The sequence below is a fragment of the Luteibacter sp. SG786 genome, assembly GCF_011759605.1.
In the GTDB taxonomy this organism is placed as follows: domain Bacteria; phylum Pseudomonadota; class Gammaproteobacteria; order Xanthomonadales; family Rhodanobacteraceae; genus Luteibacter.
In genome coordinates this window covers 381,546-404,607 of the sequence record NZ_JAAOYX010000001.1, presented here as the reverse complement: position 1 = coordinate 404,607, position 23,062 = coordinate 381,546, and the positions used below count along the sequence as shown (strand labels likewise).

General features: G+C 65.5%; 18 protein-coding genes. 2 read left to right on the top strand and 16 right to left on the bottom strand.

Annotated features, from left to right (window positions below; genetic code table 11):
* Positions 1–65: 65 nt before the first annotated feature.
* The 5 genes from FHS47_RS01795 to FHS47_RS01775 form a co-directional block, all read right to left on the bottom strand.
* Positions 66–1,457 carry a hypothetical protein gene (locus tag FHS47_RS01795; RefSeq protein WP_208381731.1) on the bottom strand — a complete coding sequence of 464 codons (1,392 nt, stop codon included), beginning with the start codon at positions 1,455–1,457 and terminating at the stop codon, positions 66–68.
* Between the two features lie 3 nt (positions 1,458–1,460).
* Complete coding sequence (locus tag FHS47_RS01790; RefSeq protein ID WP_167022188.1) at positions 1,461–2,087, bottom strand: hypothetical protein; 627 nt, start codon at positions 2,085–2,087, stop codon at positions 1,461–1,463.
* A complete protein-coding gene (locus FHS47_RS01785; protein WP_208381730.1) occupies positions 2,084–2,773 on the bottom strand; it encodes a C39 family peptidase in 690 nt (229 codons plus the stop codon). The genes FHS47_RS01790 and FHS47_RS01785 overlap by 4 nt, the downstream gene beginning before the upstream one ends.
* Entirely contained in the window at positions 2,770–3,129 is a 360-nt protein-coding gene (locus FHS47_RS01780; protein WP_167022186.1) for a hypothetical protein, read from the bottom strand. The genes FHS47_RS01785 and FHS47_RS01780 overlap by 4 nt, the downstream gene beginning before the upstream one ends.
* Positions 3,130–3,225: 96 nt before the next feature.
* Entirely contained in the window at positions 3,226–4,134 is a 909-nt protein-coding gene (locus FHS47_RS01775) for a hypothetical protein (RefSeq protein WP_167022184.1), read from the bottom strand.
* 300 nt (positions 4,135–4,434) lie between these two features.
* Between FHS47_RS01775 and FHS47_RS01770 the strand changes: the two genes are divergently transcribed.
* Positions 4,435–6,453 carry an NADPH-dependent 2,4-dienoyl-CoA reductase gene (locus tag FHS47_RS01770; protein ID WP_167022182.1) on the top strand — a complete coding sequence of 673 codons (2,019 nt, stop codon included), beginning with the start codon at positions 4,435–4,437 and terminating at the stop codon, positions 6,451–6,453.
* A 197-nt stretch (positions 6,454–6,650) separates the two neighbouring features.
* Here the strand turns inward: FHS47_RS01770 and prpC are convergent, their stop codons facing one another.
* The 8 genes from prpC to FHS47_RS01730 all read right to left on the bottom strand — a co-directional run bounded on the left by prpC (position 6,651) and on the right by FHS47_RS01730 (position 16,369).
* Positions 6,651–7,805: a 2-methylcitrate synthase gene (prpC, locus tag FHS47_RS01765; protein WP_167022180.1), complete on the bottom strand. Its 1,155-nt coding sequence runs from the start codon at positions 7,803–7,805 to the stop codon at positions 6,651–6,653.
* 11 nt (positions 7,806–7,816) lie between these two features.
* The gene (prpB, locus tag FHS47_RS01760) at positions 7,817–8,704 is read right to left on the bottom strand and encodes a methylisocitrate lyase (RefSeq protein WP_167022178.1); all 888 of its coding nucleotides are present in this window, start codon (positions 8,702–8,704) and stop codon (positions 7,817–7,819) included.
* A 103-nt stretch (positions 8,705–8,807) separates the two neighbouring features.
* Positions 8,808–10,217, bottom strand: coding sequence for a 6-phospho-beta-glucosidase (locus FHS47_RS01755; protein WP_167022176.1), 1,410 nt, complete (start codon positions 10,215–10,217; stop codon positions 8,808–8,810).
* On the bottom strand, positions 10,195–11,139 hold the full coding sequence (locus FHS47_RS01750) for a carbohydrate kinase family protein (protein ID WP_208381729.1): 945 nt from the start codon (positions 11,137–11,139) through the stop codon (positions 10,195–10,197). Before FHS47_RS01750 ends, FHS47_RS01755 begins: the two co-directional genes overlap by 23 nt.
* The gene (locus tag FHS47_RS01745) at positions 11,121–12,488 is read right to left on the bottom strand and encodes an APC family permease (protein WP_167022174.1); all 1,368 of its coding nucleotides are present in this window, start codon (positions 12,486–12,488) and stop codon (positions 11,121–11,123) included. The genes FHS47_RS01750 and FHS47_RS01745 overlap by 19 nt, the downstream gene beginning before the upstream one ends.
* 14 nt (positions 12,489–12,502) lie before the next feature.
* Complete coding sequence (locus tag FHS47_RS01740; protein WP_167022172.1) at positions 12,503–15,289, bottom strand: TonB-dependent receptor; 2,787 nt, start codon at positions 15,287–15,289, stop codon at positions 12,503–12,505.
* A gap of 194 nt (positions 15,290–15,483) precedes the next feature.
* Positions 15,484–15,705, bottom strand: a complete 222-nt coding sequence (locus FHS47_RS01735; protein ID WP_167022170.1) for a hypothetical protein — start codon at positions 15,703–15,705, stop codon at positions 15,484–15,486.
* A gap of 280 nt (positions 15,706–15,985) precedes the next feature.
* Positions 15,986–16,369, bottom strand: coding sequence for a hypothetical protein (locus tag FHS47_RS01730; protein ID WP_167022168.1), 384 nt, complete (start codon positions 16,367–16,369; stop codon positions 15,986–15,988).
* 239 nt (positions 16,370–16,608) lie between these two features.
* On the opposite strand from FHS47_RS01730, the gene FHS47_RS01725 reads away from it, so the two are divergent.
* The gene (locus tag FHS47_RS01725; RefSeq protein WP_167022166.1) at positions 16,609–17,067 is read left to right on the top strand and encodes a hypothetical protein; all 459 of its coding nucleotides are present in this window, start codon (positions 16,609–16,611) and stop codon (positions 17,065–17,067) included.
* A gap of 77 nt (positions 17,068–17,144) precedes the next feature.
* Here the strand turns inward: FHS47_RS01725 and FHS47_RS01720 are convergent, their stop codons facing one another.
* The 3 genes from FHS47_RS01720 to FHS47_RS01710 all read right to left on the bottom strand — a co-directional run bounded on the left by FHS47_RS01720 (position 17,145) and on the right by FHS47_RS01710 (position 23,008).
* Positions 17,145–19,316 (bottom strand): TonB-dependent siderophore receptor, encoded by a 2,172-nt coding sequence (locus FHS47_RS01720; protein ID WP_167022164.1) that lies wholly within the window; start codon positions 19,314–19,316, stop codon positions 17,145–17,147.
* 119 nt (positions 19,317–19,435) lie between these two features.
* Positions 19,436–21,343 (bottom strand): propionate--CoA ligase, encoded by a 1,908-nt coding sequence (prpE, locus tag FHS47_RS01715; RefSeq protein WP_167022162.1) that lies wholly within the window; start codon positions 21,341–21,343, stop codon positions 19,436–19,438.
* 78 nt (positions 21,344–21,421) lie between these two features.
* Positions 21,422–23,008: an alpha/beta hydrolase-fold protein gene (locus tag FHS47_RS01710; RefSeq protein WP_167022160.1), complete on the bottom strand. Its 1,587-nt coding sequence runs from the start codon at positions 23,006–23,008 to the stop codon at positions 21,422–21,424.
* Positions 23,009–23,062: the final 54 nt, after the last annotated feature.

Below are 23,062 nucleotides of genomic sequence, written 5' to 3'. Positions count from 1 at the left end.
CACGGGAACCTTCGCGTGTTTTGAACGCGTTCAGGCAACACACTGTGAAGCACTTGTGAAGTCGTTTAGAGAGTGATCGGAACACGCACCGTGATCGTCGTGTCCGGCGTGTCGCGAGTGATGCCGACTCCCAGCGTCACGTTCAGCGTCTCCTTGTCGTTGAAGCGATACGAGCCGCCGATCAGCAGCGAGCCAAGCGTCGCTCGCGCGGAACCGGGCAGCGGATGGTCGTTCTGCGTGGTGCGCCCCACGAAGGCCTGGTCGTAACCGATGCTGATGGACGCCTTCTCGTTAAGTGACAGGCCCATGCCGATGCTGATGTCCGCGATGTCGCCGGCCTTCACGTCGCCGAGGAACTGCTTGCCCGCGCCGAGCACATTGCGGCTGACGTTCTTTCGCTCGAAATTGTGCAGGTAACTCAAGTTGCCGAAGAACACCACGGGATCGGACGGAAACAGCCAGGTCACGCCGAGTTGCGCGGAATAGAACCCCGTCCCCGTAGGGCTTCGCAACGGCAGGCCGGTGCCGGTGAAATTCTCCACGCAACGCGTGACGCAATCGCTGGTGACTTCGAAGGGGTCGCGACCCGTGCGCGACTTGGCGCGGAACCAACCGATGTAATACGGCTTGTCCGCGCCGCCGTCGTTGAGCTGGTAGCGCAACGTCGCCTCGACGTCGCCAATGCCCTTGCCGCTTGTGGTGAACAGGCGATCCTGGGCGGTGCCCGTGAATATCTCGCGGCTGATGGTGTCGGTGTGCGTGTCCACGTAGGGAACGCGCACTTCGAGTTCCATGCGGTTGGTCAGGCCGTAACGGAACGCCACCGCGCCAGTCTGCGTCGTGGTCTTCACCTGGCGCACGTCCACGAGGCCGATGAGGATCGCGGGGATCACGGTATAGCCGACGAGCGCCACGCGATCGCTGGACGAATAGCCGTACTGGTACGACGGTTCGAGTATCAGCTTCCCGCGCGGCGTAAGCACGCCGGGTTGGTCGAAGATGGGCGCCACTTCCGGCGGGCGTTCGTCCTGCTCCGGACGGCGTCCCACGGGCTGGGTGGCCACCACGGGTGCCGAGCCCGGTGCGGATGGCGCTCCCGGCGGCGGTGCGGGTGGCGGTTCCTGCCCCGGGCTCGCCTGGGCGCGCGGGTCGGCAAGCGCGGCGGACCCGCCCCGCGCCTCTTCAAGCGCGTTGAGTCCGATGGCGCGGCGAAGGTCGTTGTACTGCACCTCCTGCGCGGCCAACTCGCGTTTCATCTGTTCCAGTTCCGCGAGCTGCTCCGCCATGCGGCTGCGCATGGCGTCGATGCGTTTTCCCTGCGCCTCGATCTTCTCCCGCAGCGCCGGATCGACCTGCGATTCCTGCGCGAGGCATGCGCCCACCCACAGCGGAAGCGTGGCGAGCGCCAGTGCGCCCGCGCATGTCCTTGCCTGCATCACCCTGCCATTGCGATACATGCCTCAGTTCCCCCGGAATTGGATCACCGCGTCATGGAGCGATTCGGCAAGCCGCATGCCTTGCAGCGTATTCGCGGTGTTCACCGAGGCGTCGATCGTGGTGGTGGCCGAGATGGCCTGGTTGTCGAGCGAGTTCTGCACGACGAGGCCCGGCAACCCCGACGAGGGAAGCGTGGCCGTGACGGCCGCCGGCAACGCCTGCATCGGGGCAGGCGTCACCGCCGCCGTGGAGGGTGGCGGTGTGGCGGAGGCGACCGGCAGAAGCGCCGCGCCCGTCGAAGGCGCCTGCGTTACCGTCGGCATCGAAGGCACCGCATCGGCCACGCCGCCGGCACCGTTCGTGATCACCGTGGTGCGCAGCGCGTCGCGCAGAGCCGCCGCCTGTTCCGTGGTTATCTTGGCGATGTCCGGGACGCTGATGGTGGTGCGCATCGCTTCCATGCCGTTGATCAGCACGGTGCGTTGCAGCGCGAAGGATGCGCGCAGGTCGTCGCCGAAGTCGAAGCCGCCGCGGATGCGGTCCAGGCGCGCGTCGGAAATCGCGCGATCCGCCGGCAGTTCCGCTGCGGCGGCGGTGGCGCAAAGTCCACTCCCAAGCAGCGCGGCGGCGAAGAGGATTCGGGTTTTCATATGTCCCCCGGTCCGCGTTTCGGCATGACGAGGGGACCGAGACCGTTGCGCTCGATACCTTCGCCGATGGGGGCCGCCGGAGCGACCGCCCAGTCCCGCGGACTGTTGAAGATGGCGCTGTCGCGCCGGTTGTGAATGACGAACACGACGCGATTGGTCCACATGGCGTCAAAGCGCCGCTTCGACATCGCGCGCGTGCCGCGGGCCGGATCGCCGACCAGCACGCGGCCGTTCTTGTAGCCTTTCACCACCACGAAGTGGTGGTAGCCCCGTTCGTTGATGAGCACGATGGCCGGAATGCCTTCCGCGTCCAGCCGCTCAAGCGGCACCTCGAAGCCGTCGGCCTGGAAACCGCGCGAAGCGAGGAAACGCTTGATGTCGAGCAGCGAGAATCCTTCTTTCCCGATCTTCTCGCGATCGCCGTGGGTGTACATGACGTCGAACGCCGACTGCTCGTCCACGGGATAGCCGTACTGGTAGGTGAGCAATGTCGCCACGGCCGCGGAGCCGCAGCTGAAGTCGTACCGCTGCCGCACCGTATTACGGAAACGCGCCTCTTTCAGGCTCGTCATCTTCATCGGGTACGACGTACCCGGGCTCGTCTGTATCTCTGCCCTGCCCGCGACAGCGAACGGGCTCGCAAGCGTTGCAAGCAGTCCGATGGCGAGGACGAGGCGTGCTTTCACGGGTTCATCCGCAGGTTGACGATGGTGCTGTTCTGGATGAGCACGTTGTTGCCCGAGTTCTGGATGACGGTGGGCAGGCCCGCCGAATTGCCGAAGGCGGAATCGCCGACGAAGTTCGCACCGCTGTAGGTACCCTTGGCGGTGTTCTCGCTCACCGTGCCGTTCGATTCCTGCGTGTTGAGGTTGTTGGTGACATGGGTGTCGGTACCGCCGGTCATGCCCTGCAGCCGGGCGGCCGACGCGGGCGCACCGAACGATGGCGGAGGTGCTTCGCCGGTTGGCGTCGACTGCGCGCCGGCCACGCACGGGGCGGCCAGCAAGGCAAGCGCCACTAACGCGGTGTGGGGTCGGAACATCGGCATGAGTGTTCTCCTGGAGCTGGGGATCCCCTTCGGATGCCACGGGGCGCGGACGCGCCCCGTGGCTCCCTTTCTCGCTACCGTTGCCGCGTGTTACGGGGCGCCGCCGACGCTCAGGTTGGCCTGGACGTTGACGCTCTGCTGGATCAGCGACGACGCACCCGAGTTGGCCGCGAAGCTGCCGATACCCGCCAGCGTGGAACCCGCGCTACCCATGTTGTTGGCCATGCTGTAGCTGCCGGTTCCCACAGAGTTGGAACCGCCGTTGCCGCCGGAACCGCCGCTGCCGCCGGTACCGGAGCCGCCGGAGCCCGAACCGCCGGCCGCGCCGGCACCGCCGTCGCCCGACATCGCCGTCGCGGTGCCGCCCGCACCACCCGTCGAGCTTCCGCCCGTGGAGGTGGGCGAGGAATCGCCTGACGTTGAGGTCGCGCCCGTGCTCGCCGATGCGCCGCCCGTGCCGGCCGTGGATCCGCCGGTCGCCGTGTCGTTGCCCGCACCACGGCCATTCGCGTTGCCGCCGTCGCCGTTGGAGTTGCCGCCGTCTCCGCTGGTGTCGCCGCCGTAGGCCATGCTCGCGCCCCAGGCTCCGCCGCTGCTGGTGCTGGCGTCTCCACCCACCGCGCCGCGGGCACGCGCGTTGCCGCTGTCTCCGCCGTCTCCGCCGGAGCCGCCACGGCCGACCGCGCCATAGCCGTCACCGCCCGATCCGCCCCGCGCGCCGTTGGCGTTGCCGAGGTTCACGGCGACGTTGCCGAGGCTCAGGACGTTATTCCCCGTCACGGTGCCGTTGAGGGTGCTTTCGGCCACCGCGGTGGTCGAGATGGTGTTGAACGAACTGGTTGCCGTGTTGTTGGTAGTGGAGCTGTCGGAATACTGGATGGCCATCGACCGGCGCTGCGCGCTGGGGCCCGCACCTCCGGTCTGGGTGTCGTCGGCCATGGCCGGCAGTGCCAATCCGGTGGCGAGGCAGATCGCCGTGGCAATAAGAGTCTTACGCATGGGAGAGTCTCCTGTGAACGACGCGAAACCCCTGTTTTTTCGGGATGACCGGACGTCCTGCCAACGCGCCGGGTTCCATCAAGGGAGCAAATTGCGTGCCTTCCGTCGCGTGCGCTGCGAGACGTGATCCCATGCGGATTTACGGCGCAACCGTTCGCTTTCGGGCGGCCCGCGTTGTAACGACGCCGATACACGCCGTAACGCGCCTGCGGCGGATGAATTCGTGAACGCGCGCCGCGCCACTTGCCGTCCGCGACGGTTCCGACCATCATTCGAACGATCGTTTGAACGGAGCGTTCCGTGGCCTACCCGCATCTGCTTTCCCCGCTCGATCTCGGATTCACGAGCCTGCCCAACCGCGTGCTCATGGGCTCGATGCACGTCGGCCTCGAGGACAAGGCTTCCGACTTCGACAAACTCGCGGCCTTCTATGCCGAGCGGGCCCGGGGCGGCGTCGGGCTCATCGTCACGGGCGGCATGGCGCCCAACATCCAGGGCTGGCTGAAGCCGATGTCCGGAACGATGTCGATGCCCTGGCACGTGGCGAGGCACCGCAAGGTTGCCCGGGCCGTGCATGCGGAAGGCGGCAAGATCTGCATGCAGATCCTCCATGCCGGGCGGTACGGCTACCAACCCTTCTCTGTCGCGCCTTCGCGGATCAAATCCCCGATCACGCCGTTCACCCCGCGAGCCCTGTCGGCGCGTGGCGTGGAACGCAGCATTGATGCCTTCGTGCGCAGCGCGCGACTGGCCCGCGACGCCGGTTACGACGGCGTGGAAGTCATGGGATCGGAAGGCTACCTCATCAACCAGTTCCTCACGGCGCGTACGAATCGTCGTACCGATCGCTGGGGTGGCTCGGCGGAGAACCGCATGCGCTTTCCGATCGAGATCGTGCGACGCATGCGCGAGGCGGTCGGGCGCGATTTCATCATCGTGTACCGCCTGTCGATGCTCGACCTGGTGGACGAGTCGCAGTCGTGGACGGACATCGTCAAGCTGGCCAAGGGCATCGAAGCGGCGGGCGCCACCATCATCAACACGGGCATCGGCTGGCACGAGGCGCGCATCCCCACCATCGTCACCAGTGTGCCGCGAGGCGCCTTTACCTGGGTCACACGGCGGATGAAGGGCGAGGTGTCCATACCGCTGGTCACCACCAACCGCATCAACATGCCCGATGTGGCCGAGGAGATCCTGGCCCGGGGCGATGCCGACATGGTGTCCATGGCGCGTCCTTTCCTTGCCGACCCGGAGTGGGTGAACAAGGCACGCAAGGCACAGCCCGAGGCCATCAACACGTGCATCGCGTGCAACCAGGCCTGCCTCGACCACGTGTTCGCGAACCGGCGTGCATCGTGTCTCGTGAACCCTCGCGCCTGCCATGAGACCGAACTGATCGTCGCGCCGGCATCGGCCCGGAAGCGCGTCGCTGTCGTGGGCGCCGGCCCGGCCGGCCTCGCGGCGGCGACCACGCTTGCGGAACGTGGCCATGCCGTCACCCTGTTCGATCGCGCGCCGGTCATCGGCGGCCAGTTCAACATGGCGAAACGCATTCCGGGCAAGGAGGAGTTCCACGAGGCGCTGCGCTACTTCGACCATCGCCTCGACGCGACCGGCGTGCAGCGCCGCCTCGGTACCGACGCCACACCCGAGACGCTCGCCTCCGGCAGCTTCGACACCGTGGTGCTCGCTACCGGCGTGCGCCCACGGATGCTCGACATACCCGGCGCGGATCATCCGAAGGTGCTGAGCTACCTCGACGTGTTGCAGAACGACGCCGCCGTGGGACGCAAGGTCGCCATCGTCGGGGCCGGCGGCATCGGTTTCGACGTCGCGGAGTTCCTTACCGAAGCCACGCCCTCCCCCACCACCGACATCGCGCGCTGGACGAAGGAATGGGGCGTGGACATGGCCATGACCACGCCCGGCGGCCTGACCACCGCACAGCCGGAAAAACCCGAGCGGCAGGTCTGGTTGCTACAGCGGACCGCGGGCCGGCCGGGTGGCCGTCTCAACAAGACGTCGGGCTGGGTGCACCGTGCAACGCTGAAGAACAAGCGCGTGCAGATGATCGGCGGCGTGGCGTACGAACGGGTCGACGATGCGGGGTTGCACGTCGTCGTCGACGGCAAGGCGCAGGTGCTCGACGTCGATCACGTCGTGGTATGCGCGGGACAGGAGCCGAACCGCGAATTGCACGACGCGTTGCTGGCGCGCGGCATGGATGTGCGCCTGATCGGCGGCGCCGACGTCGCCGCGGAACTGGACGCGAAGCGGGCGATCGATCAGGCGACGCGGCTGGCGGCTGCCCTCTGATCGACGCCATGTGCAGTGCGCCTGTGGGAGCGGGCTATGCCGGCGATCCCGCAGCAGCGGCACGCCCTATCGCGAGCACCCATCGCCGCTGAAGCGGCTCCCACACAAAGCTCGGCTGCCTGTGTGGGAGCCGGCTATGCCGGCGATCCCGCGGCGGCGGGCACCCTATCGCGAGCACCCATCGCAGCTGAAGCGCCTCAGCGCTTCTCGATCGGCGTGTACGCCTGGTCTTCCGGGCCGGTGTAGTTCGCGCTCGGGCGGATGATCTTGCCGTCCTGGCGCTGTTCGATCACGTGGGCGCTCCAGCCCGAGGTGCGTGCGATGACGAAGAGCGGCGTGAACATGGCCGTGGGCACGCCCATCATGTGATAGGCCGAGGCCGAGTACCAGTCAAGGTTCGGGAACATCTTCTTCAGTTCCCACATCAGTTTCTCGATCTTCTCCGACACCTCGAACAGGCGCGGATTGCCGCCCTCGGTGCAGAGCTTGCGCGAGATTTCCTTGATGATCTCGTTGCGGGGATCGGACACGGTGTACACCGGGTGGCCGAAGCCGATGATGATCTCCTTGCGATCGACGCGCGCGCGAATGTCGGCTTCCGCCTCGGCCGCATCGCGGTAGCGCGCGATGATCTCCATCGCCACCTCATTCGCCCCGCCGTGCTTCGGCCCGCGAAGCGCACCGATGGCACCGGTGATGGCCGAATACATGTCGGAACCCGTGCCTGCGATGACGCGGGCCGTGAAGGTACTGGCATTGAATTCGTGCTCTGCGTACAGCACCAGCGAGCGGTCCAGCGCGTGCGAGTGCAGTTCGCTGGGCTTGCGGCCATGCAGGAGGTGCAGGAAATGTCCGGCGATGGATTCGTCGTCCGTTTCCGTTTCGATGCGCTTGCCGTTGTGGCTGAAGTGGTACCAGTACAGCAGCATGGAGCCGAAGCTGGCCATCAGGCGGTCGGCGATGTCCCGTGCGCCCGTGAGGTTGTGGTCGTCCTTTTCCGGCAGCACGGTGCCGAGCACCGAAGCGCCGGTGCGCATCACGTCCATGGGGTGCGTGGCCGCGGGCAGCAGCTCGAGCGCGTTCTTCACCGGGGCCGGCAGGCCACGCATGCGCTTCAGCTTGGCACGGTAGGCGTTCAGCTCCATCCAGTTCGGGAGCACGCCGTGCACGAGGAGGTAGGCCACTTCCTCGAACGAGCCCTTGGCAGCGAGGTCGTGAATGTCGTAGCCGCGGTAATGCAGGTCGTTGCCGCTGCGGCCGACCGTGCACAGTGCGGTGTTGCCGGCGGCGACGCCGGACAGGGCGACGGACTTCTTCGCCTTCGGCGTCGTGGTGGTTGTGGTGTCGCTCATTGCGTGACTCCTTAACCTTTCTTGGAGAACAGTTCGTCGAGGTGACGTTCGTAGGCGTGGTAGCCGATGCGGTCGTAGAGTTCTTCGCGCGTCTGCATCGTGTCGATCACGTTGCGCTGGTGGCCGTCGCGGCGGATCGAGGTGTAGACGTTCTCCGCGGCCTTGTTCATCGCCCGGAAGGCAGACAGCGGGTAGAGCACGATGCCGACGCCCACGCTGCCCAGCTCCTGGGTGCTGAACAGCGGCGTCTGGCCGAACTCGGTGATGTTGGCGAGGATAGGCACCTTCACGGCATCGACGAAGCGCTTGTAGGTCGGCAGGTCGTACGCCGCTTCGGCGAAGATCGCATCGGCACCCGCTTCGACGCAGGCGATGGCGCGCTCGATGGCGGCGTCCACGCCGTCCACGGCGATGGCATCGGTGCGTGCGATAAGGAAGAAGTCGGCGTCGGTCTTCGCATCGGCCGCGGCCTTGACGCGATCGGCCATCTCGCCCGCGCTGACGATCTCCTTGCCGGGACGATGACCGCAGCGCTTGGCGCCCACCTGGTCCTCGATATGACAGGCCGCCGCGCCGAACTTGATGAGGCTTTTCACTGTGCGCGCGATATTGAACGCGCTGGGGCCGAAGCCCGTGTCGATATCCACCATGAGCGGCAGGTCGCACACGTCGGTGATGCGGCGCACGTCGGTAAGCACGTCGTCGAGCGTGTTGATGCCGAGGTCGGGAAGGCCCAGGGAACCCGCGGCCACGCCGCCGCCGGACAGGTAGATGGCACGGAACCCCGCCCGCTTGGCCAGCAGGGCGTGGTTGGCGTTGATCGCCCCGATCACCTGCAGCGGCTGTTCGGCTGCGAGCGCAGCCCGGAAGCGGGCGCCGGGCGAGGGTTGCTGTGCCATGGAACTCTCCGCGTAAAGGGAGGCATTTTAGCGCACGGGGCGCCCAAAGGCCTTGCTGCGCCGCGGCGTAGCCGCGGCGTTCCCACGCGGGTGGGCCGCCTCCCTAGCGGTGCATCGGCCCCTGGCACAGGCATTCGCCGTCTTCGTTCGCGTGGCCAAGTAACGCGTCAAGAAGGCTGGCAGTCGGTGTCCATTCGCCGATGGCGGGGTGGATCAGCATGGCCTTGCGAGCGACCAGACGGCTGTCCTCCAATACCGAGGCGATGGCCGCCCGCTCATACGCCTTCACCGAGCGCACCAGACCCGCCACGGCGTCCGGCAGCGGTGCGAGCCTGCGCGGCTCGATGCCGTCGAGCGAGATATCGCACAACGTCTCCACCACATCGGCATCCGGCAGGTCCGGAACGGCGCCACGGTTACGTGTATTGACCACGATAGGAGCGGGCTTCGCGCCGGTCAGCGCGCTCATCACGTCGATGGCGATGCGGTGGTAACCGGTCGCGACGCGGAACGGATCGACGTCCAGGCTCACGCCATCGTCGAACGCCGAGCCGCCTTCCGCCTCGAGCTTCATATACGAACCGGAACGCTGGTTGAGGTAAGCCGCATAGATATCCACGGCCTCGTCGCCCTGCCCGGCCGCCAGACGCGAACTCAACGCGGCGAACAGCTCGTCGTTCAGCGTCGCGATCTCGGCACCACGGCTGCCACCCTGGCGGCGCTGGTTGGCCAGCGCGCGCTGGCGTTCGTAATAGAAGAACAGGTATTCCGTGGGGATGAGCCGCAGCGTGCGGATCATGTCGGTATCGAACAGCGGCGCGAGGTACAGGCTGCGCAACAGCTCGTCGCTGTCGATCAGCGTGTCGATCTTCTCTTCCCCGCGCACGCGAACGCTGCGCACCCAGCCCAGATGGTTGAGACCGACGTAATCGCATTCCACCGATTCGAACGGCTCGCCGAGCGCGCGGGCGATATTGTGGAAGAGCTCTGTGGGCGTATCGCAGATGCCGACGATGCGCGCCTTGCTGTGATCGCTCACCGCCTGGGTGATCAGGCCCGCGGGGTTGGTGAAGTTCACCAGCCACGCATCCGGCGAAAGGCGCTCGACCAGCCGGGCCTGTTCGATCGCGATGGGGATGGTGCGCAGGCCCATCGCCACACCGGCGGGGCCCGTGGTTTCCTGGCCCGAATAACCATGCTCGATCGCGACGCGTTCGTCGGCGGCACGGCCGGCAATGCCGCCGATGCGGATGCTGTTGAGGACGAAATCCGCGCCCTCGATCGTGTCCTCGATCGAGGTGGCACCGCGCAGGCGGAGTTGGCCGCCACCGCGCCGGACGATCGCCTTGCCCAGATCCACCATGACCCGCAGGCGTTCCGGGTCCGGATCGTAAAGCACCATCTCGGCGGCACCGAGTGCTTCGGCTGCCTCGTTCACACCAAACACGACCAGGGGCGAGCGGACGCTGCCGCCTCCCACCAGGGCGATCTTACGATCGGTACGTCTGTTCACGAAGGGTCCTCAATGGGGGGGAATGGGGTAGCGCCGCGAGGGCACCGGCGGCCGTGCTGCACAGGGCGCCGCAGATGCAGGCGCGCTCCAGCGCAGAGCCAAGGAGTTCGTCGTCGAGCCACGCGTCGATCAGGCCGGCGTTGAACGCGTCGCCGGCACCGGTGGTGTCCACCACCTCGACCGCCGGCGGCAGCACATGGCTGGATACGCCACCGGCCACCGCGACGGCGCCCTGTTCGCCGCGCTTCAGCACGACGCGGGGCAGGCCGTTGTCCAGCGCCCATGCCACGTAGGCCTCGGCGCCGGCCTGACCGCAGAGCAGTTCGGCCTCGGTGGCATTGGGCAGGAACAGGTCCACCTCGCGGCACGTCGCAACGTTCGCGGGGTCGCGCAGCCAGTCGGGCGAGTGGCCGACATCCAGCGACAACGTGCAGCCGGCGGCACGCAGCAGCGGCAGCGTGGACGAAGCCAATTCGCGCGACAGCGGCATCGCGAAATGCACGTGGCGCGCCGCGGCGAGGTCGGCGATGACGGATGGCATCGCCAGCAGATCCGGCAAACCCCGGTTGGCGCCGGGGTAGGTAAAGAACGTGCGGTCGTCGCGCATGGAGACACTGACGGTGATGCCGGTGCCCTCCTGCTCCAGGCGTATGCCGTCCATGCCGACACCGAACGCGGCGAGACGGCCCTCGAACCAGTCGAAGTCGGCATCGCCGATCAGCCCGACGAGGCGCACGCGACGGCCGAGGCGCGAGAGCCCGCACGCGGTGTTCACGCTGCCGCCACCCAGTTCACGCACGTAGTTCCTGGCGATCACCTCCTCGCCGGGGCGCGGCCAATGGGGAAAGCCGGTGAAGATGTGGTCGGCGAAGATCTCCCCGACGACAGCGACATCCCGGGGCTTCAAAGGGGGAATGGCCACGTGCGGGTTCTCCGTGCTTGCCAGAGGAAAAGAAGGCTGCCCGCCGCGATGGCGACGACGGCGGTCAGCATGGTAGGAACGCCGCTGGTTGCGACAAGGTAAAGCCAGCCGGCCACGCTGACGGCGATCGGCAGCGGATACAACGGCATGTGAAATGTGCCCTCGACACGCGGGCGCCGCCGCAAGGCCACCACCGCAAAGCACTGCGCGATGTACTGAAACAAGATCTGCACCACCATCAGCAGGCCGATCAGCCTCTCCAGAGAAAGGAAACACGCAAGCGCGGAGGTGATCCCGACGAACAGCAGCGACAACGTGGGGAAGCCGTCGCGCGGATGCAGCCGGGCGAAGGCACGGAAGAACTGTCCGGCCGCGGCGGCGGCATAGGGCACGCGCGAATAGCCGAGCAGAACGACCAGCGCTGAACCCCAACTGGCGACGAGGATCAGCACCACGGCCAATGTGCCGCCCCAGGCGCCGTGCACAGCCTGCATCATGTCGGCCACCACCGCAGTGGAATGCGCCGCCTGTTCCCAGGGCAGCACGCCGAGGATGCTGACGTTGAGGCCAAGGTAGAGCACGGCCACCACCGGAATCGACACCAGCACGGCCATCGGAATGGTGCGCCGTGGCTGCTTCACCTCACCGCCGAGCATGCACACGTTGTTGTAGCCGCCGTAGTCGTACACGGCGATCAGCGACACCGCACCGAGCCCCAGCCAGAAACCCTTGCCGGAGGCCATCGGCGCATCCATGAAATGCCGCGCCGTCGCCATGTCGAAGTGCATGATGCCGGTGAGGACGATCCATACCGCGGCAACCACCACGGCCACGGTGACCACCAGCGACAGCTTCTGGATATCGCCCACCTTGCGATAAAGGATCGCCGTGTTCAGCAAACAAAGCGTGGCGGCAACGACGACGCGGCCGCCATCGCCCAGGGAAGGCACGAGGTATCCCGCGTATTGCGCAAAGCCCACTGCCGCGGAGCCGATCGACAGCGGCGCCGTCAGCAGCGTTTGCCAGAGGTAGAGGAAACCAAAGAGCCGCCCTGCCCGTTCCCGGCCATAGGCCTCGCGCAAGTAGTGGTAAGGCCCGCCGGATTCGGGGATCGTCGAACCCAGCTCTGCCCACACCAGCCCGTCGCACAGGCAGAGCAAGGCGCCGGCGATCCAGCCCAGCAACACCGCCGGCCCGGCCAGTGCGGAAAGCGCCAGCGGGATGGTAACGAACGGCCCGATGCCGATCATGTTCAGCACATTGGCCGAAAGGCCGCCCCAGAACCCGATCGCCCGCGGCGGCACGGCGTTCGCCAATACCCGCGTGTCGCCTTCGCGCCATCCCGTCATGCGTACGCTCCCGCTCAGAACGAGTACTTCACGGTAACCAGCGCCGTGCGGCCCGCATCGACGATATCCGAATTGGCCAGGCTGTAGCGGCCGATATGCGACCAGTACTGGTACTGCTTCGTCAGGTTGCTGATCTGCAGGTCGAATTGCAGGCCGTTGGCCAGGGCATAACCGGCGTGCAGATCGACGCGCCGGATCGGCCGCAGCCAGAGGTCGTCCCACGGAGCGCCCTGGTTGAGGAAGTCGTACGTGGAGATGTACGAGCCCGTGTAGTGGTAGCTCAGGTTCAACGAGAAGCCGTATTTCTCGTAGAACACTTCCGCATTGGCCATCGTGCGCGGGGCCTGCTGCAGACGCTCGTGCTCGAAGCCCTCCCGGCCCAGGTCCACGCGGGAGTTTTGCTTGGTGGCGTTGACGCTGAAGCCGAGGCCGTTCCAGGCACCCGGCAGGTTTTCGAACTTCTGGCGCACCGTGGCTTCGATGCCGTACACGCGGCCATCGCCGCCATTCGTCGGCGTTTTCGTCAGCACCGTGCCCACACCCGAGGTGTTCGGATTGGCCTGGCCGCCACCGCTGTCGTAGATGTAATCGCTCAGCCTCTTGTAGTAGCTGGTGAGCGAGAAGAACCCGCCGCTGGCGGTGGTCCATTCCGCACCCAGGTCCACATTGGTGGCCTTGATCGGGTCGAGATCGGGGTTGCCGCGGGTGATCGTGGTCACGCCGTTGGACACGCTGATCTGCTCGCCGCCGCCAAGCTGGACGAACGCCGGCCGCGTATAGCTCTGCCAGATCGATCCGCGGAACACCACATTGCCACCGGGGCGATAGTTGATGAACAGACTGCCGAGCGGTTCGTTGTAGATGGTGCGATTGTTGGAGAAGTGGCCCGGCAACTCGTTGCCGTCGGGGTCCTGCGGCGTGGTCCAGAAGGTGTTGTGGATGGACGTGTGCTCGAAGCGCACGCCAGGGATGATCTCCAGTGGCCCTTGCTCGATGGTGGCCATGGCGTAGGCGGCGGAAACCGCCTCGGTACCGCGCATGGTGTCGCAGTTGAAATTGTTGAAGTCGAGCTGACTGCACGTATCCAGGTCGGAGGGCTGAACATGCGCATCGATCAGGGCCGCGACCGCAGCGCGACTCACGTCCGGCGTCCTCCACGGATACTTGCCTGGGAAGATCTGGTTGTAATACCCCTTGAAGATGCCCAGGTCGTCCAGCGTGGTGGTGCCGTCATTGATACCGCCGGTGCTCCAGTCGCGGTTGGTGAAGGTACGCGAGCTGTCGCTGTACTTCACGCCGAACTTCACCGACTGCACCGGACCGTCCTCGAAGTCGTAGCGCAGGTCGAGTTTCGCGCCGCCCCGCTTCTGGCCGGAACGAATACGGGTGACTTCGCCGTAATCGTTGGCCCACATGTTCTGGATGTTGTTCACCGAGCCCAGGAGCGCCGGTGTCAGTACCGGATACGGGAAGTGGTTGCCGCCATAGGAGAGCAGCGAGCTCCTGTCATAGGCAAAGTTGTCCTGCGAGTACTTGTCCTCGCGCCCGTCGATCTCGACATGCTCCGGACGGTCGTTGCGACCGATACTCCAGAACACGTTCGGCGAGATCGTCCAGCCCCCCGCCGTCTTGTCCGCACCGAACTGGATGGTGCCGAGGTCGGCGCGCTCGGGATTGGTTTCGAACCAGAAGCGATTGGCGATGCGGCCGATGTTCGGCGTATACACTCCCGGTGTGGCCGTGGGCACGTAGGTCACGTCCTGCGGGAGCAATTGGTTGTACGTGGTGTTCTGTTCGGTAAGCGCGTACGCGTAGGACATCTTGGCGTAGGCGTGGAGAGTGGGATCGATGTTCCAGTCGAACGACATGTTGCCGCCGTAACGGCGCTCGAAGCCCGAGGCGATACCGACGTTGGTGCCGATGCTGGTCAGGTTGTGCTGCGGGTCGTAACCCGGCGCGTTGTCGCCTTCGGCGGTGGCATGCAGGAAAGCCCACGACCCGTCGTTGCTGGCGCTTTCGGCCGCGCCGACCTCGCTGTTGGCGATGTTGCGGTAATCGTAATACGCGCTGACGTAGAAGCCGAACTGCTTCTCTTCACCGAACTTGCTCTGCAACTCGCCGGCCAGCCCGCCACCCAGACCGCTGCCGCCGTAGTCGCGCGCGCGGCTTTCGCTGCGGCCGCTCGCGGTAACGCTGCCGCTGAAATCCTTCTTGAAATCGAACGCGCTGGGCGTGCGGAAATCGATGGTGCCGCCGATGGCGTCGCCGTCCATATCGGCCGTGGAGGTCTTGTTGAGCACAATGGTCTGCAAGCCCGATGGCGGCAACAGGCTGAGCTGAACGCTGCGGCTGTACGGCATGCCCTGGGCGACGTTGCTGCCGTTCACCAGGTTCACGTTGTACTCCGAAGGCAGTCCGCGCACGGAAGCGAACATGCCCTCGCCGCGCGCCGCGCCGTCGACGCCGCCAAAATAACCGGTACCCGTCGTGGTCACATTCACACCGGACATCAGGCCGAGCGCCTCGGCCACGTTGTGCACCGCGGTGTGCTGCAGATCGTTCGCCGAGAGCACGTCCACGGTATTGACCGAGTCCATGCGAATGTTCGTGGCCTCGTAGCGATTGGCGACAACGCTCAGCGCCTTCAACTGTACGGGCTTGTCCTTCTCGTTCTTGCTTTTTTCCGCGTTGTCGGCGGCCGGTGCCGACTGCTGCGCGAGCGCCGGCGCGCTCAGGAAGCCGCAGGCCATACAGATGGCCAGCACAAGCGCCTTCTTCGTCAGATCATGGTTGTTACGCATATGTCACCCCACCCCGAAAGTGTCGCTGCAGGCAGCACGAACCCCTCCGCCCGTGCTGCGGATTGGCTGACCAGCGACCTTCGACATGCGCACGCGGCCTGCCTACGGCGCGAGCCGCGATCAGGCGAACGTCATGTCACGCCCGCTTGCGAACGCGGGCTCATCAGGAAGGGAGGCCGATCAGGAGAAACGGATCAGCGGGTGTGGCGCGGGGGCGAATAGCCGGCGAGGGATTTGCCACGCGAGCGCAGGGCACTGAGCTTGGCGCGGGAGAGTATCCGCTGGCCGTCGGCCTGCACGAAGGGGAAGGACGGCTCCGCCATGGCGCAACCCGGATGTGCTGGATTGTGGCTGCGGTGCGGCATGACACCCCCGAAGTAGACACCGCATGCGATGGCGATGCGGCGCTTCGGCAAGGTATAGCGCACCGTCAAAACGGCGTCAATAAGCCGATTAGACGTGTTGTCTCGAACGGTCGCTTGGCCGCGTTGCAGGCTCGGCTACGCCATCGTGTTTTGCTCGAACACCGTCGCGTTGTCCAGAGAGTCGCCGGGCTGTACCCCTCCGGGCTCAAACATGCGGTCGCAGAAGCGACCGAACTCGCCCGGAGGGGTACAGCCCGACACCTTCCCGATCACTGAAGTACCTCGGCTGGAGAGCGGGGCCAGGAGTGATCGACTTCGCGAGCTACGTAAATTATCCAGCTGACATTCGCCAGCGGATTCTGTAGCTGGCAGGCGTATGACCGATGTTTTCCACCCAGATTCGGTACGTTCCGGGGTCCAGGTTCGCATTGACCGACAGTCCTCGGGAGACCCGCGCCCATTGTCCGCCCACAAGCCTCTCCAAAATGAAAAATCCGCCTCCCGACATCATCATCACACCGGTGCAGTTGGCATGCCATTGATGGACGAGCGCTTCGGCTTTGGGCGCAACCTGCTGCTCGTAGCTCGTCCACGGAAGGAACATCGCGCAGTTTCGAGCCATGGCGCCGGACGGCCATAGCCCCGCCAATATCAACGCTCCGATACAGATGACAGCCATCGCCCTTGTCGGGGGCCTCACTTCATTTTTCTTCATCGAAAGACCTCGTTTCGCGCAACGTGCGCAAACCCAGGTTATGGGTGAATAGCGAGCTCTTTCGACGACCTTACAGTTCGCGCGCATTACGCCGTCTCGCAGACATGCAATTCGCTGACAAAGACACTGTCGCTGACAGAACAGCGTGGCGGATTGCGCTTGGTTTTTTCTTCCAGACCTGACAACTCAAAGGTCCTGCACTCCCCAACATGAGTCCACCACCTGGCCGGAGAATCAGTATGAACCTCGGATCACTTGCCACAGCTAACGATCATTCTGGCGGGGTCTCATACAGGACGGCTTCCAACACCACTTACCTACAAAGGAAAGAGCAACGAGTGGAAGGCGTTGTTCGGCAGCTTTCTGCAGCGACTGTCGAGACCATAAGACATCTGGATCTTGGCAAGGTAACTCCCCAACGGCTCCGCGACGTTGCCTCGGACCTGTACTGGGACGGTCAGATAAGCAGGGAAGCGGCAAGCATGCTGTTCAGTTTGGGACACGACCAGCCAGAGGATGTTGAATTTGACGCATTGGAAATTCTGCGTTCGGCGTCCGAGTTCGAATTGCACCGCCCTGCTGACAAGTACAGGCCTGAAAACCTTCGGCTATACCGGGAATGTCAGGATTTGGCGTCGGGCCTTCGCATAGCCACCGACTTTCTACGACAAGGGCATTCGCTGATCGCCGTGGCGTAAAGCCACGGCGCGTTCGATTCCAATCAAGTTCTCATCGCCCGACGTCCGCCATGAGTATCTTCGCCACCCTGAAAGCGTCAGAAGAACTTGTAATTGAACGAAACCGTATACGTCGCGCCGGGTGCGTAATACAGGTTGCTGTAGTTATCGAGGACGAAGTACTTGCGGTTCAGTAGATTGTCGCCATTGAGCTGCAGCGAGGCGCGATCGTCGAACGCGTAGCGGGCCATCGCCGTCACCAGGAATACCGATGACTGATCGACGCGTTGCGGGCCGTTCGGGCCATCGACCAGTGTATGGCTCGCGCCCTGCCAGTTGACGCCGCCGCCGAGGGTCAGGCCGGCGAGTTGGCCGGGCAGCCGATACGTGGTGAACGTGCGTACGAGCGTGCGTGGCAAGGCCGGGCGAAGTTCGCCGGTGTGGCCGGGGCCTTTCACGTTGAAGTGCGACCAACCCACCGTGCCGTTCCATGCATCGGAGAACGCACCCGACGCTTCGAACTCGTAGCCGCGTGAGCGCGTGCCGTCGACACCGTAGTACGCCTGGGTAACGCCGTCGGGAAGGAAGCGACCGATGTCGGTCTCCGCTACGCTGGACAAGCGCGTGTCGAAGAAGGTGAGTGACGTGTTGAGCGCGCCGTCGAAGTGGCGGCCCTTGATGCCGACCTCGCGGCTGCTGCCCAGCATCGGATCGAGGAAGCTGCCGTCGGCACGACGGTTGTCCTGCGGATCGAAGATCTGCGTGTAGCTCGCGAACGCCGAATAGACCGGGGTGATGTCGTAGATCAGGCCCGCGTAGGGAATGGTCTTGTCCTGTTTCTGGTGATACACACCTGCGGAAGCGTCGTTCGTGTCGTTTTTCCAGCTGGTGCGGCGGGCGCCGACGATGAGCTTCAGCGGATCGGCCAGCGAAATGCGTGCGGCGGCGTACAGGCCCTTCTGCTCGGTCGTAATAAGCGAAGCGCGATTGGCGGCGGCGGCGAAATCCGGATACGGATACCGGCCGATCCAGTCGAGGAAGTTACCCGTGCCTGGGAGGTCACCGTGCGGGTACTCATAGGCATCGTTCGAGTAGTGCGAACCGCTGGCGCCCACGACGAGTTCATGCTCGCGACCGAACGCCTGGAACGGCCCGGACGCATACACGTCCAGCATGTTCTGCCTGCCGTGCTGACGGCTGCGGTACGCATAGGGCTCGACGCCCTCGCCGGTGTCCCTGTTGGGCCAGCCGTAGACGTAGAACAGCGCGTCGTCGCCGTCGGTCTGGCGGTGGCTTGCCATTGCATGCAGTTGCCAGCCGTTCTCGAAGCTGTGTTTGAGGTCGACGAAGGCGGTTTGGGTCTTCTGGTTCCAGAAGGTCCAGTCCGCTGCGCTGCTGAACGAGCGCGGCCACGAGAGGAAACTGCCGTCGTCGTAGAACACAGGGTACGTGCCCCAGGTGACGCCCTTCGGCTTGGTCTTCTGGTAATCGTAGCCCACGCTCAGAACGGTACGGTCGCCCAGGTCGGCATCGACCACGCCGTAGAACACGTTCTTGGAATTGCTGTAGCGGTCGAGGTAGGAGTCGCCATCTTCGTGCACTCCTACCACACGGCCGCGCACGCTGCCCGACGCGTTCAACGGAGAGGAGATATCGAACTCGGCGCGCTTCGTGTTCCACGAGCCGTAGCTGACGGTGGCCTCGGCCTGCGCTGTGCGGCTGTCGGCATGCTTGCGCACGAAGTTGATCAGCGCGGCGGGGCTGCCCGCGCCGCTCAGCAGGCCCGATGCGCCACGCACCACTTCGATGCGGTCGTAAAGGGCCGTGTCCAGCGTGGCATCGGCGGAACTCGCGTTGAGGCCCGGAGCGACCGGCACACCGTCGTTGGCGACGTTCTCGATCTGAAAGCCGCGCGACCAGAACACGACGCGCTCGGTGTCGTACTGGCTGGAAGAAACGCCGACGGTGTTGTCCAGCACCGAACGCACATTGGTGAGGTGCTGGTCTTCGATGCGCTGGCGGGTGATGACGCTGATGGACTGCGGCGTGTCCTGCAGCGACAGCGGCAGGCGCGTGGCGGCGGCGGACGATTCCGCGGTATAGGTCGGTGCGGCCTGGCCCTGGACCTTCACCGCATCCAGCGTGGTCGTATCCGTGTCGCCATCGTCTTTCCCGTGCGCGGCATCCTGTGCATGCGCAGTGGAAAAGGCAACGGAAAGGCCAAGGAAAAGCAGGGAGAGTCGCGGGAACGCTCGACGGCAATGAGACATGTTGTAGCCCCTGGAGGAAAGGTCGGTGAGACGACTGGGGCTTGCCGAGCGGCTGGCTCATCGTTTAGCCATCCGACTTTACCACGTTGGGGTTGCGATCTGAAGGTACGAGGGCGCCGCTATCCGGTCGGCCGCTGACCGCAATGCGGCCCATGCGCGATGGCCTTGCGGATCTCCTCGAGGGAGTTCGGATCGTCCAGTGTGGAGAGATCGCCGGGATCGGTGCCCTGCATGAGCGCCTGCAAGGAACGGCGCAGCAGCTTGCCCGAACGCGTCTTGGGCAAGGCTCCGACCACGTAGACGCATGCGGGGCGCGCGAGGCCGCCGAGCAACTCCACCACACGGCGTTCCATGGCCTGGGCAACGTCGCGCGGATCGTCGGTGACGCCCTGCTTCAACGTCGCGAATACCGCGGGCACCTGCCCTTTCAGTTCGTCGACGATGCCGACCACCGCCACTTCGGCCACGGCTCCGAGCGTAGCCACGGATTCCTCCACCTCGCGCGTGCCCAAGCGATGCCCCGCGACGTTGATGACGTCGTCGGTGCGTCCGAGGATGAAGAAATAACCTTCCTCGTCGCGCACCGCCCAGTCCAGCGAGCTGTACAGCATTTCCTTGAAATGCCCGAAGTAGCTACGGCGATAACGCTCGTCGTCGCGCCAGATGGTCGTGAGGCAACCGGGCGGCAGCGGCGGTTCGATCACCAGCACGCCCTTTTCGCCGGGGGCCTTTTCCTCGCCCGTGCCCTCGTCGATCACGCGCATGCGATAGCCGAAAGTGGGGAAGCCGGGCGAGCCGGGTTTCACCGGCTTGAGGTCGAGACCGGGCATCAGCGACAGCGCCGGCCAGCCCGTTTCGGTCTGCCAGTAATTGTCGATCACCGTCTTGCCGGTGCCTTCCGTGAGCCAGTCGTACGTGGGGCGGTCGAGCGGTTCGCCCGCCAGGAAGATCCACTTCAACGCCGACAAGTCGTATTTCCGCAGCCAGGACGCATCCTGCTTTTTCAACATGCGAACCGCGGTGGGCGACGAGAACATGGTGCGGGCACCGTAGGCCTCGCACAGACGCCACCACACGCCCGGGTCCGGGCCCGTGGGGAGGCCTTCATAGAGAATGGCCGTGCAGCCGCCGATCAGCGGGCCGTAAACATTGTACGAATGCCCCACGGCCCACCCCACGTCCGAGGTGCACAAGATCGTCTGGCCCGGATGCAGGTCGAAGATCGCCGTCATGGACACAGCGAGCGCCACCGCGTAACCGCCCACGTCGCGCTGCACACCCTTCGGCCTGCCGGTGGTACCGGAGGTGTAGAGCAGGTAGCTCGCCTCGTTCGACTCCAGCCAGGTCACCGGTACCTCTGCCCCGTCGTGCTTCGCGCGCAGCGTGGCGTAGTCGACGTCCCGCCCTTCGTTCCACGCCATGTCGGTGTCGAGCCCGCGGCTCACCACGAGCACATGCGGAGGCGCCGCCTTCGCCTCGCGCAACGCGGCATCCACCAGCGGCTTGTACGGGATGACCTTGCCGCCGCGCATGCCGGCATCCGCGCATATGAGCAGCACCGGTTCCGCGTCGTCGATGCGCAGCGCCAGGTTGTGCGCGGCGAAGCCGCCGAAAACGACCGAGTGGATGGCTCCCACGCGCGCGCAGGCAAGCATCGCGAAAACGGCCTCGGCCACGTTCGGCATGTAGATGACGACGCGGTCGCCCCGGCCGACGCCGAGCTCCACGAGCGCCGCGGCGAATGTATTCACCTCCCGATGGAGTTCGCGATAGGTGATCTCACGGACGACGCCTGTCTCGGTCGAGACGGCGACGATGGCCAGTTGGTCGGGACGCGCATCGAGGTGGCGGTCGACGGCGTTGTGGCAGAGGTTCGTCGTGCCCCCGGCGAACCAGCGTCGGAACGGCGGGTTCGATGCATCGAGTATGCGCTGCGGGGGCGTCTCCCAATGGATCAGCCGCGCCTGCTCGGCCCAGAAGGCTTCGGGTTCGTCGACCGAGCGTCGCCAGGCGGTGTCGTAATCCATGCTCGCATCCGGGAGAACGGGCCTATGAGATTAGATCGGGCGCCCACGGGGCGCCTCTGGACGTTGGTCGAACACGCCCTAGCGCTCCTGGCCCGGCCTGGCCACACCATACATCTCCCAGGCGATCTTCTTCAGCAGCGCCTGCGGATCGTCGCCCTCCTTGTAGAGGTCGAAATGCGTCTTGCCCGGCAGGAAGCGGATATCGTTCCGGGCATGCAGGCCGTCGAGCGTCTCCTTGAGCAGCTTCGCGGAGCCGTCCAGATAGAAGGTATCCGCCGTGCCCACGATCAGGTGGATCTTGCCGTCCAGATCAGGTTTCAGCGTGGGCCACTGCGTGCGCAGGCGCTGCGCGATGTCGTAGTGCGCGCGCCAGTAGGCCGCCACGGCCGGATCCACGGCACCCGTGTCGCGATTGAACATCGGCTGCGGCCGGCCGTCCTTGCCGCGCGGCGAGAACACCCATTCGAAGGACGCGAGTTGCCCGCCGTAGGCGCCTAGCACGCGTTCCAGCTTCGCGAACGTCTCGAAGGTGGCAATCACCTTTCCCTTGTCGCGCACCAGCGGATTCTCGCTGCCGTCCGGCTTGCGGTAGGCGTTGGCGCCCGGCGCGGAAAGGTCGATGCCCGTGAAGTCGCGGAAGTCGCTCGGGTCGGGCGAGGTGGACCACGTGCCGCCGAAGATCTTCGGATAACGTGTCTGCAACCAGAGCGTGGCCCAGCCTCCGGAAGAGTGGCCGTTGAGGAAGCGGCCGCTCGCCTTCCCATCCATGCGGTAACGTCCTTCCAGCCAGGGAATGTATTCCGTGGTCAGCGCCTGGCCCCAAGGGCCGTTGTTCACGGAATCGGCGAACTCGTGCGTGCCGGTCGGGCCTGACTCGTCGAGGAGCACCCATATCATCGGCGGCATCTCTTTCTTCGACATGGCCAGCCACAGCGCCGCAATGGTGCCGGCGTAGCGGTCGAAGCCGCCGGTGAAGCCATGCGTCAGGTACACGGTGGGATAGCGCGCGATGCCGTTCGGGTCGTAACCCGGCGGCGTGACCACCCAGGCGCGGATGACCTGGGCACGCCCGGTGAAGTCGGTGAGGAGCCGGCTTTCCATGACTTCGGCATGGGCATGCCGGCGTGCTTCCGGCAGCGCGTCGCGCACGGCCTGGGGGGCTTTCGGCGAAAGCGCCCACGGATCGGTTGGCGGCACGGTCTTGCTCAGCGTCAGCGGCGGCAGTGCACCGCCGGGCGTGAGCTTCACCTTCGTGACCTCGCTGAGGAGGTCGCCAGCGTGCCGGCCGGAGTAGTTGTAATCGTGGCCGACGTCGAGCACGGCCTGGACGTAGTAGTCGCCCGGCGGCAGCGACGAGAACCCGGCCGGGAAGGCCTCCCCGTCGGCGTCCAGGTCCACCGACTGGCCCGGCGCGATCCAGCTGACCTCGCGCGCCGCCACGGATACCGCCTTCGGCTGGAACGGATTCGTGTCGACCGCTTCCGGCTTTTCGTTCCCCGACGCCGGTGCCGCGAACACGATGAGGCGGCCGGAGGTGCCCTCGCCGACGGTACCGGGGAGGGAAACGCGGACGATGCGATGCGCGAGCGGCGCGTCGTCGGCCCATGCGGCAGCCGTGGTGGTAAGGAGCGCTAGCGTGGCAAGCACACGGGTCAGGTTCTTCATCGGGTAGGCCCCCTCTGGCCGCGGACGCGCGGCGTGGCAACATGGCCGATCCTG

What these genes read in the sequence shown, in the direction of transcription:
- FHS47_RS01720 (WP_167022164.1), bottom strand. Translation starts at nt 19,316, where the DNA reads ATGTCTCATTGCCGTCGAGCGTTCCCGCGACTCTCCCTGCTTTTCCTT.
- FHS47_RS01745 (WP_167022174.1), bottom strand. Translation starts at nt 12,488, where the DNA reads ATGACGGGATGGCGCGAAGGCGACACGCGGGTATTGGCGAACGCCGTG.
- FHS47_RS01795 (WP_208381731.1), bottom strand. Translation starts at nt 1,457, where the DNA reads ATGTATCGCAATGGCAGGGTGATGCAGGCAAGGACATGCGCGGGCGCA.
- FHS47_RS01780 (WP_167022186.1), bottom strand. Translation starts at nt 3,129, where the DNA reads ATGTTCCGACCCCACACCGCGTTAGTGGCGCTTGCCTTGCTGGCCGCC.
- FHS47_RS01775 (WP_167022184.1), bottom strand. Translation starts at nt 4,134, where the DNA reads ATGCGTAAGACTCTTATTGCCACGGCGATCTGCCTCGCCACCGGATTG.
- prpC (WP_167022180.1), bottom strand. Translation starts at nt 7,805, where the DNA reads ATGAGCGACACCACAACCACCACGACGCCGAAGGCGAAGAAGTCCGTC.
- prpB (WP_167022178.1), bottom strand. Translation starts at nt 8,704, where the DNA reads ATGGCACAGCAACCCTCGCCCGGCGCCCGCTTCCGGGCTGCGCTCGCA.
- FHS47_RS01790 (WP_167022188.1), bottom strand. Translation starts at nt 2,087, where the DNA reads ATGAAAACCCGAATCCTCTTCGCCGCCGCGCTGCTTGGGAGTGGACTT.
- prpE (WP_167022162.1), bottom strand. Translation starts at nt 21,343, where the DNA reads ATGGATTACGACACCGCCTGGCGACGCTCGGTCGACGAACCCGAAGCC.
- FHS47_RS01730 (WP_167022168.1), bottom strand. Translation starts at nt 16,369, where the DNA reads ATGAAGAAAAATGAAGTGAGGCCCCCGACAAGGGCGATGGCTGTCATC.
- FHS47_RS01740 (WP_167022172.1), bottom strand. Translation starts at nt 15,289, where the DNA reads ATGCGTAACAACCATGATCTGACGAAGAAGGCGCTTGTGCTGGCCATC.
- FHS47_RS01710 (WP_167022160.1), bottom strand. Translation starts at nt 23,008, where the DNA reads ATGAAGAACCTGACCCGTGTGCTTGCCACGCTAGCGCTCCTTACCACC.
- FHS47_RS01725 (WP_167022166.1), top strand. Translation starts at nt 16,609, where the DNA reads ATGAACCTCGGATCACTTGCCACAGCTAACGATCATTCTGGCGGGGTC.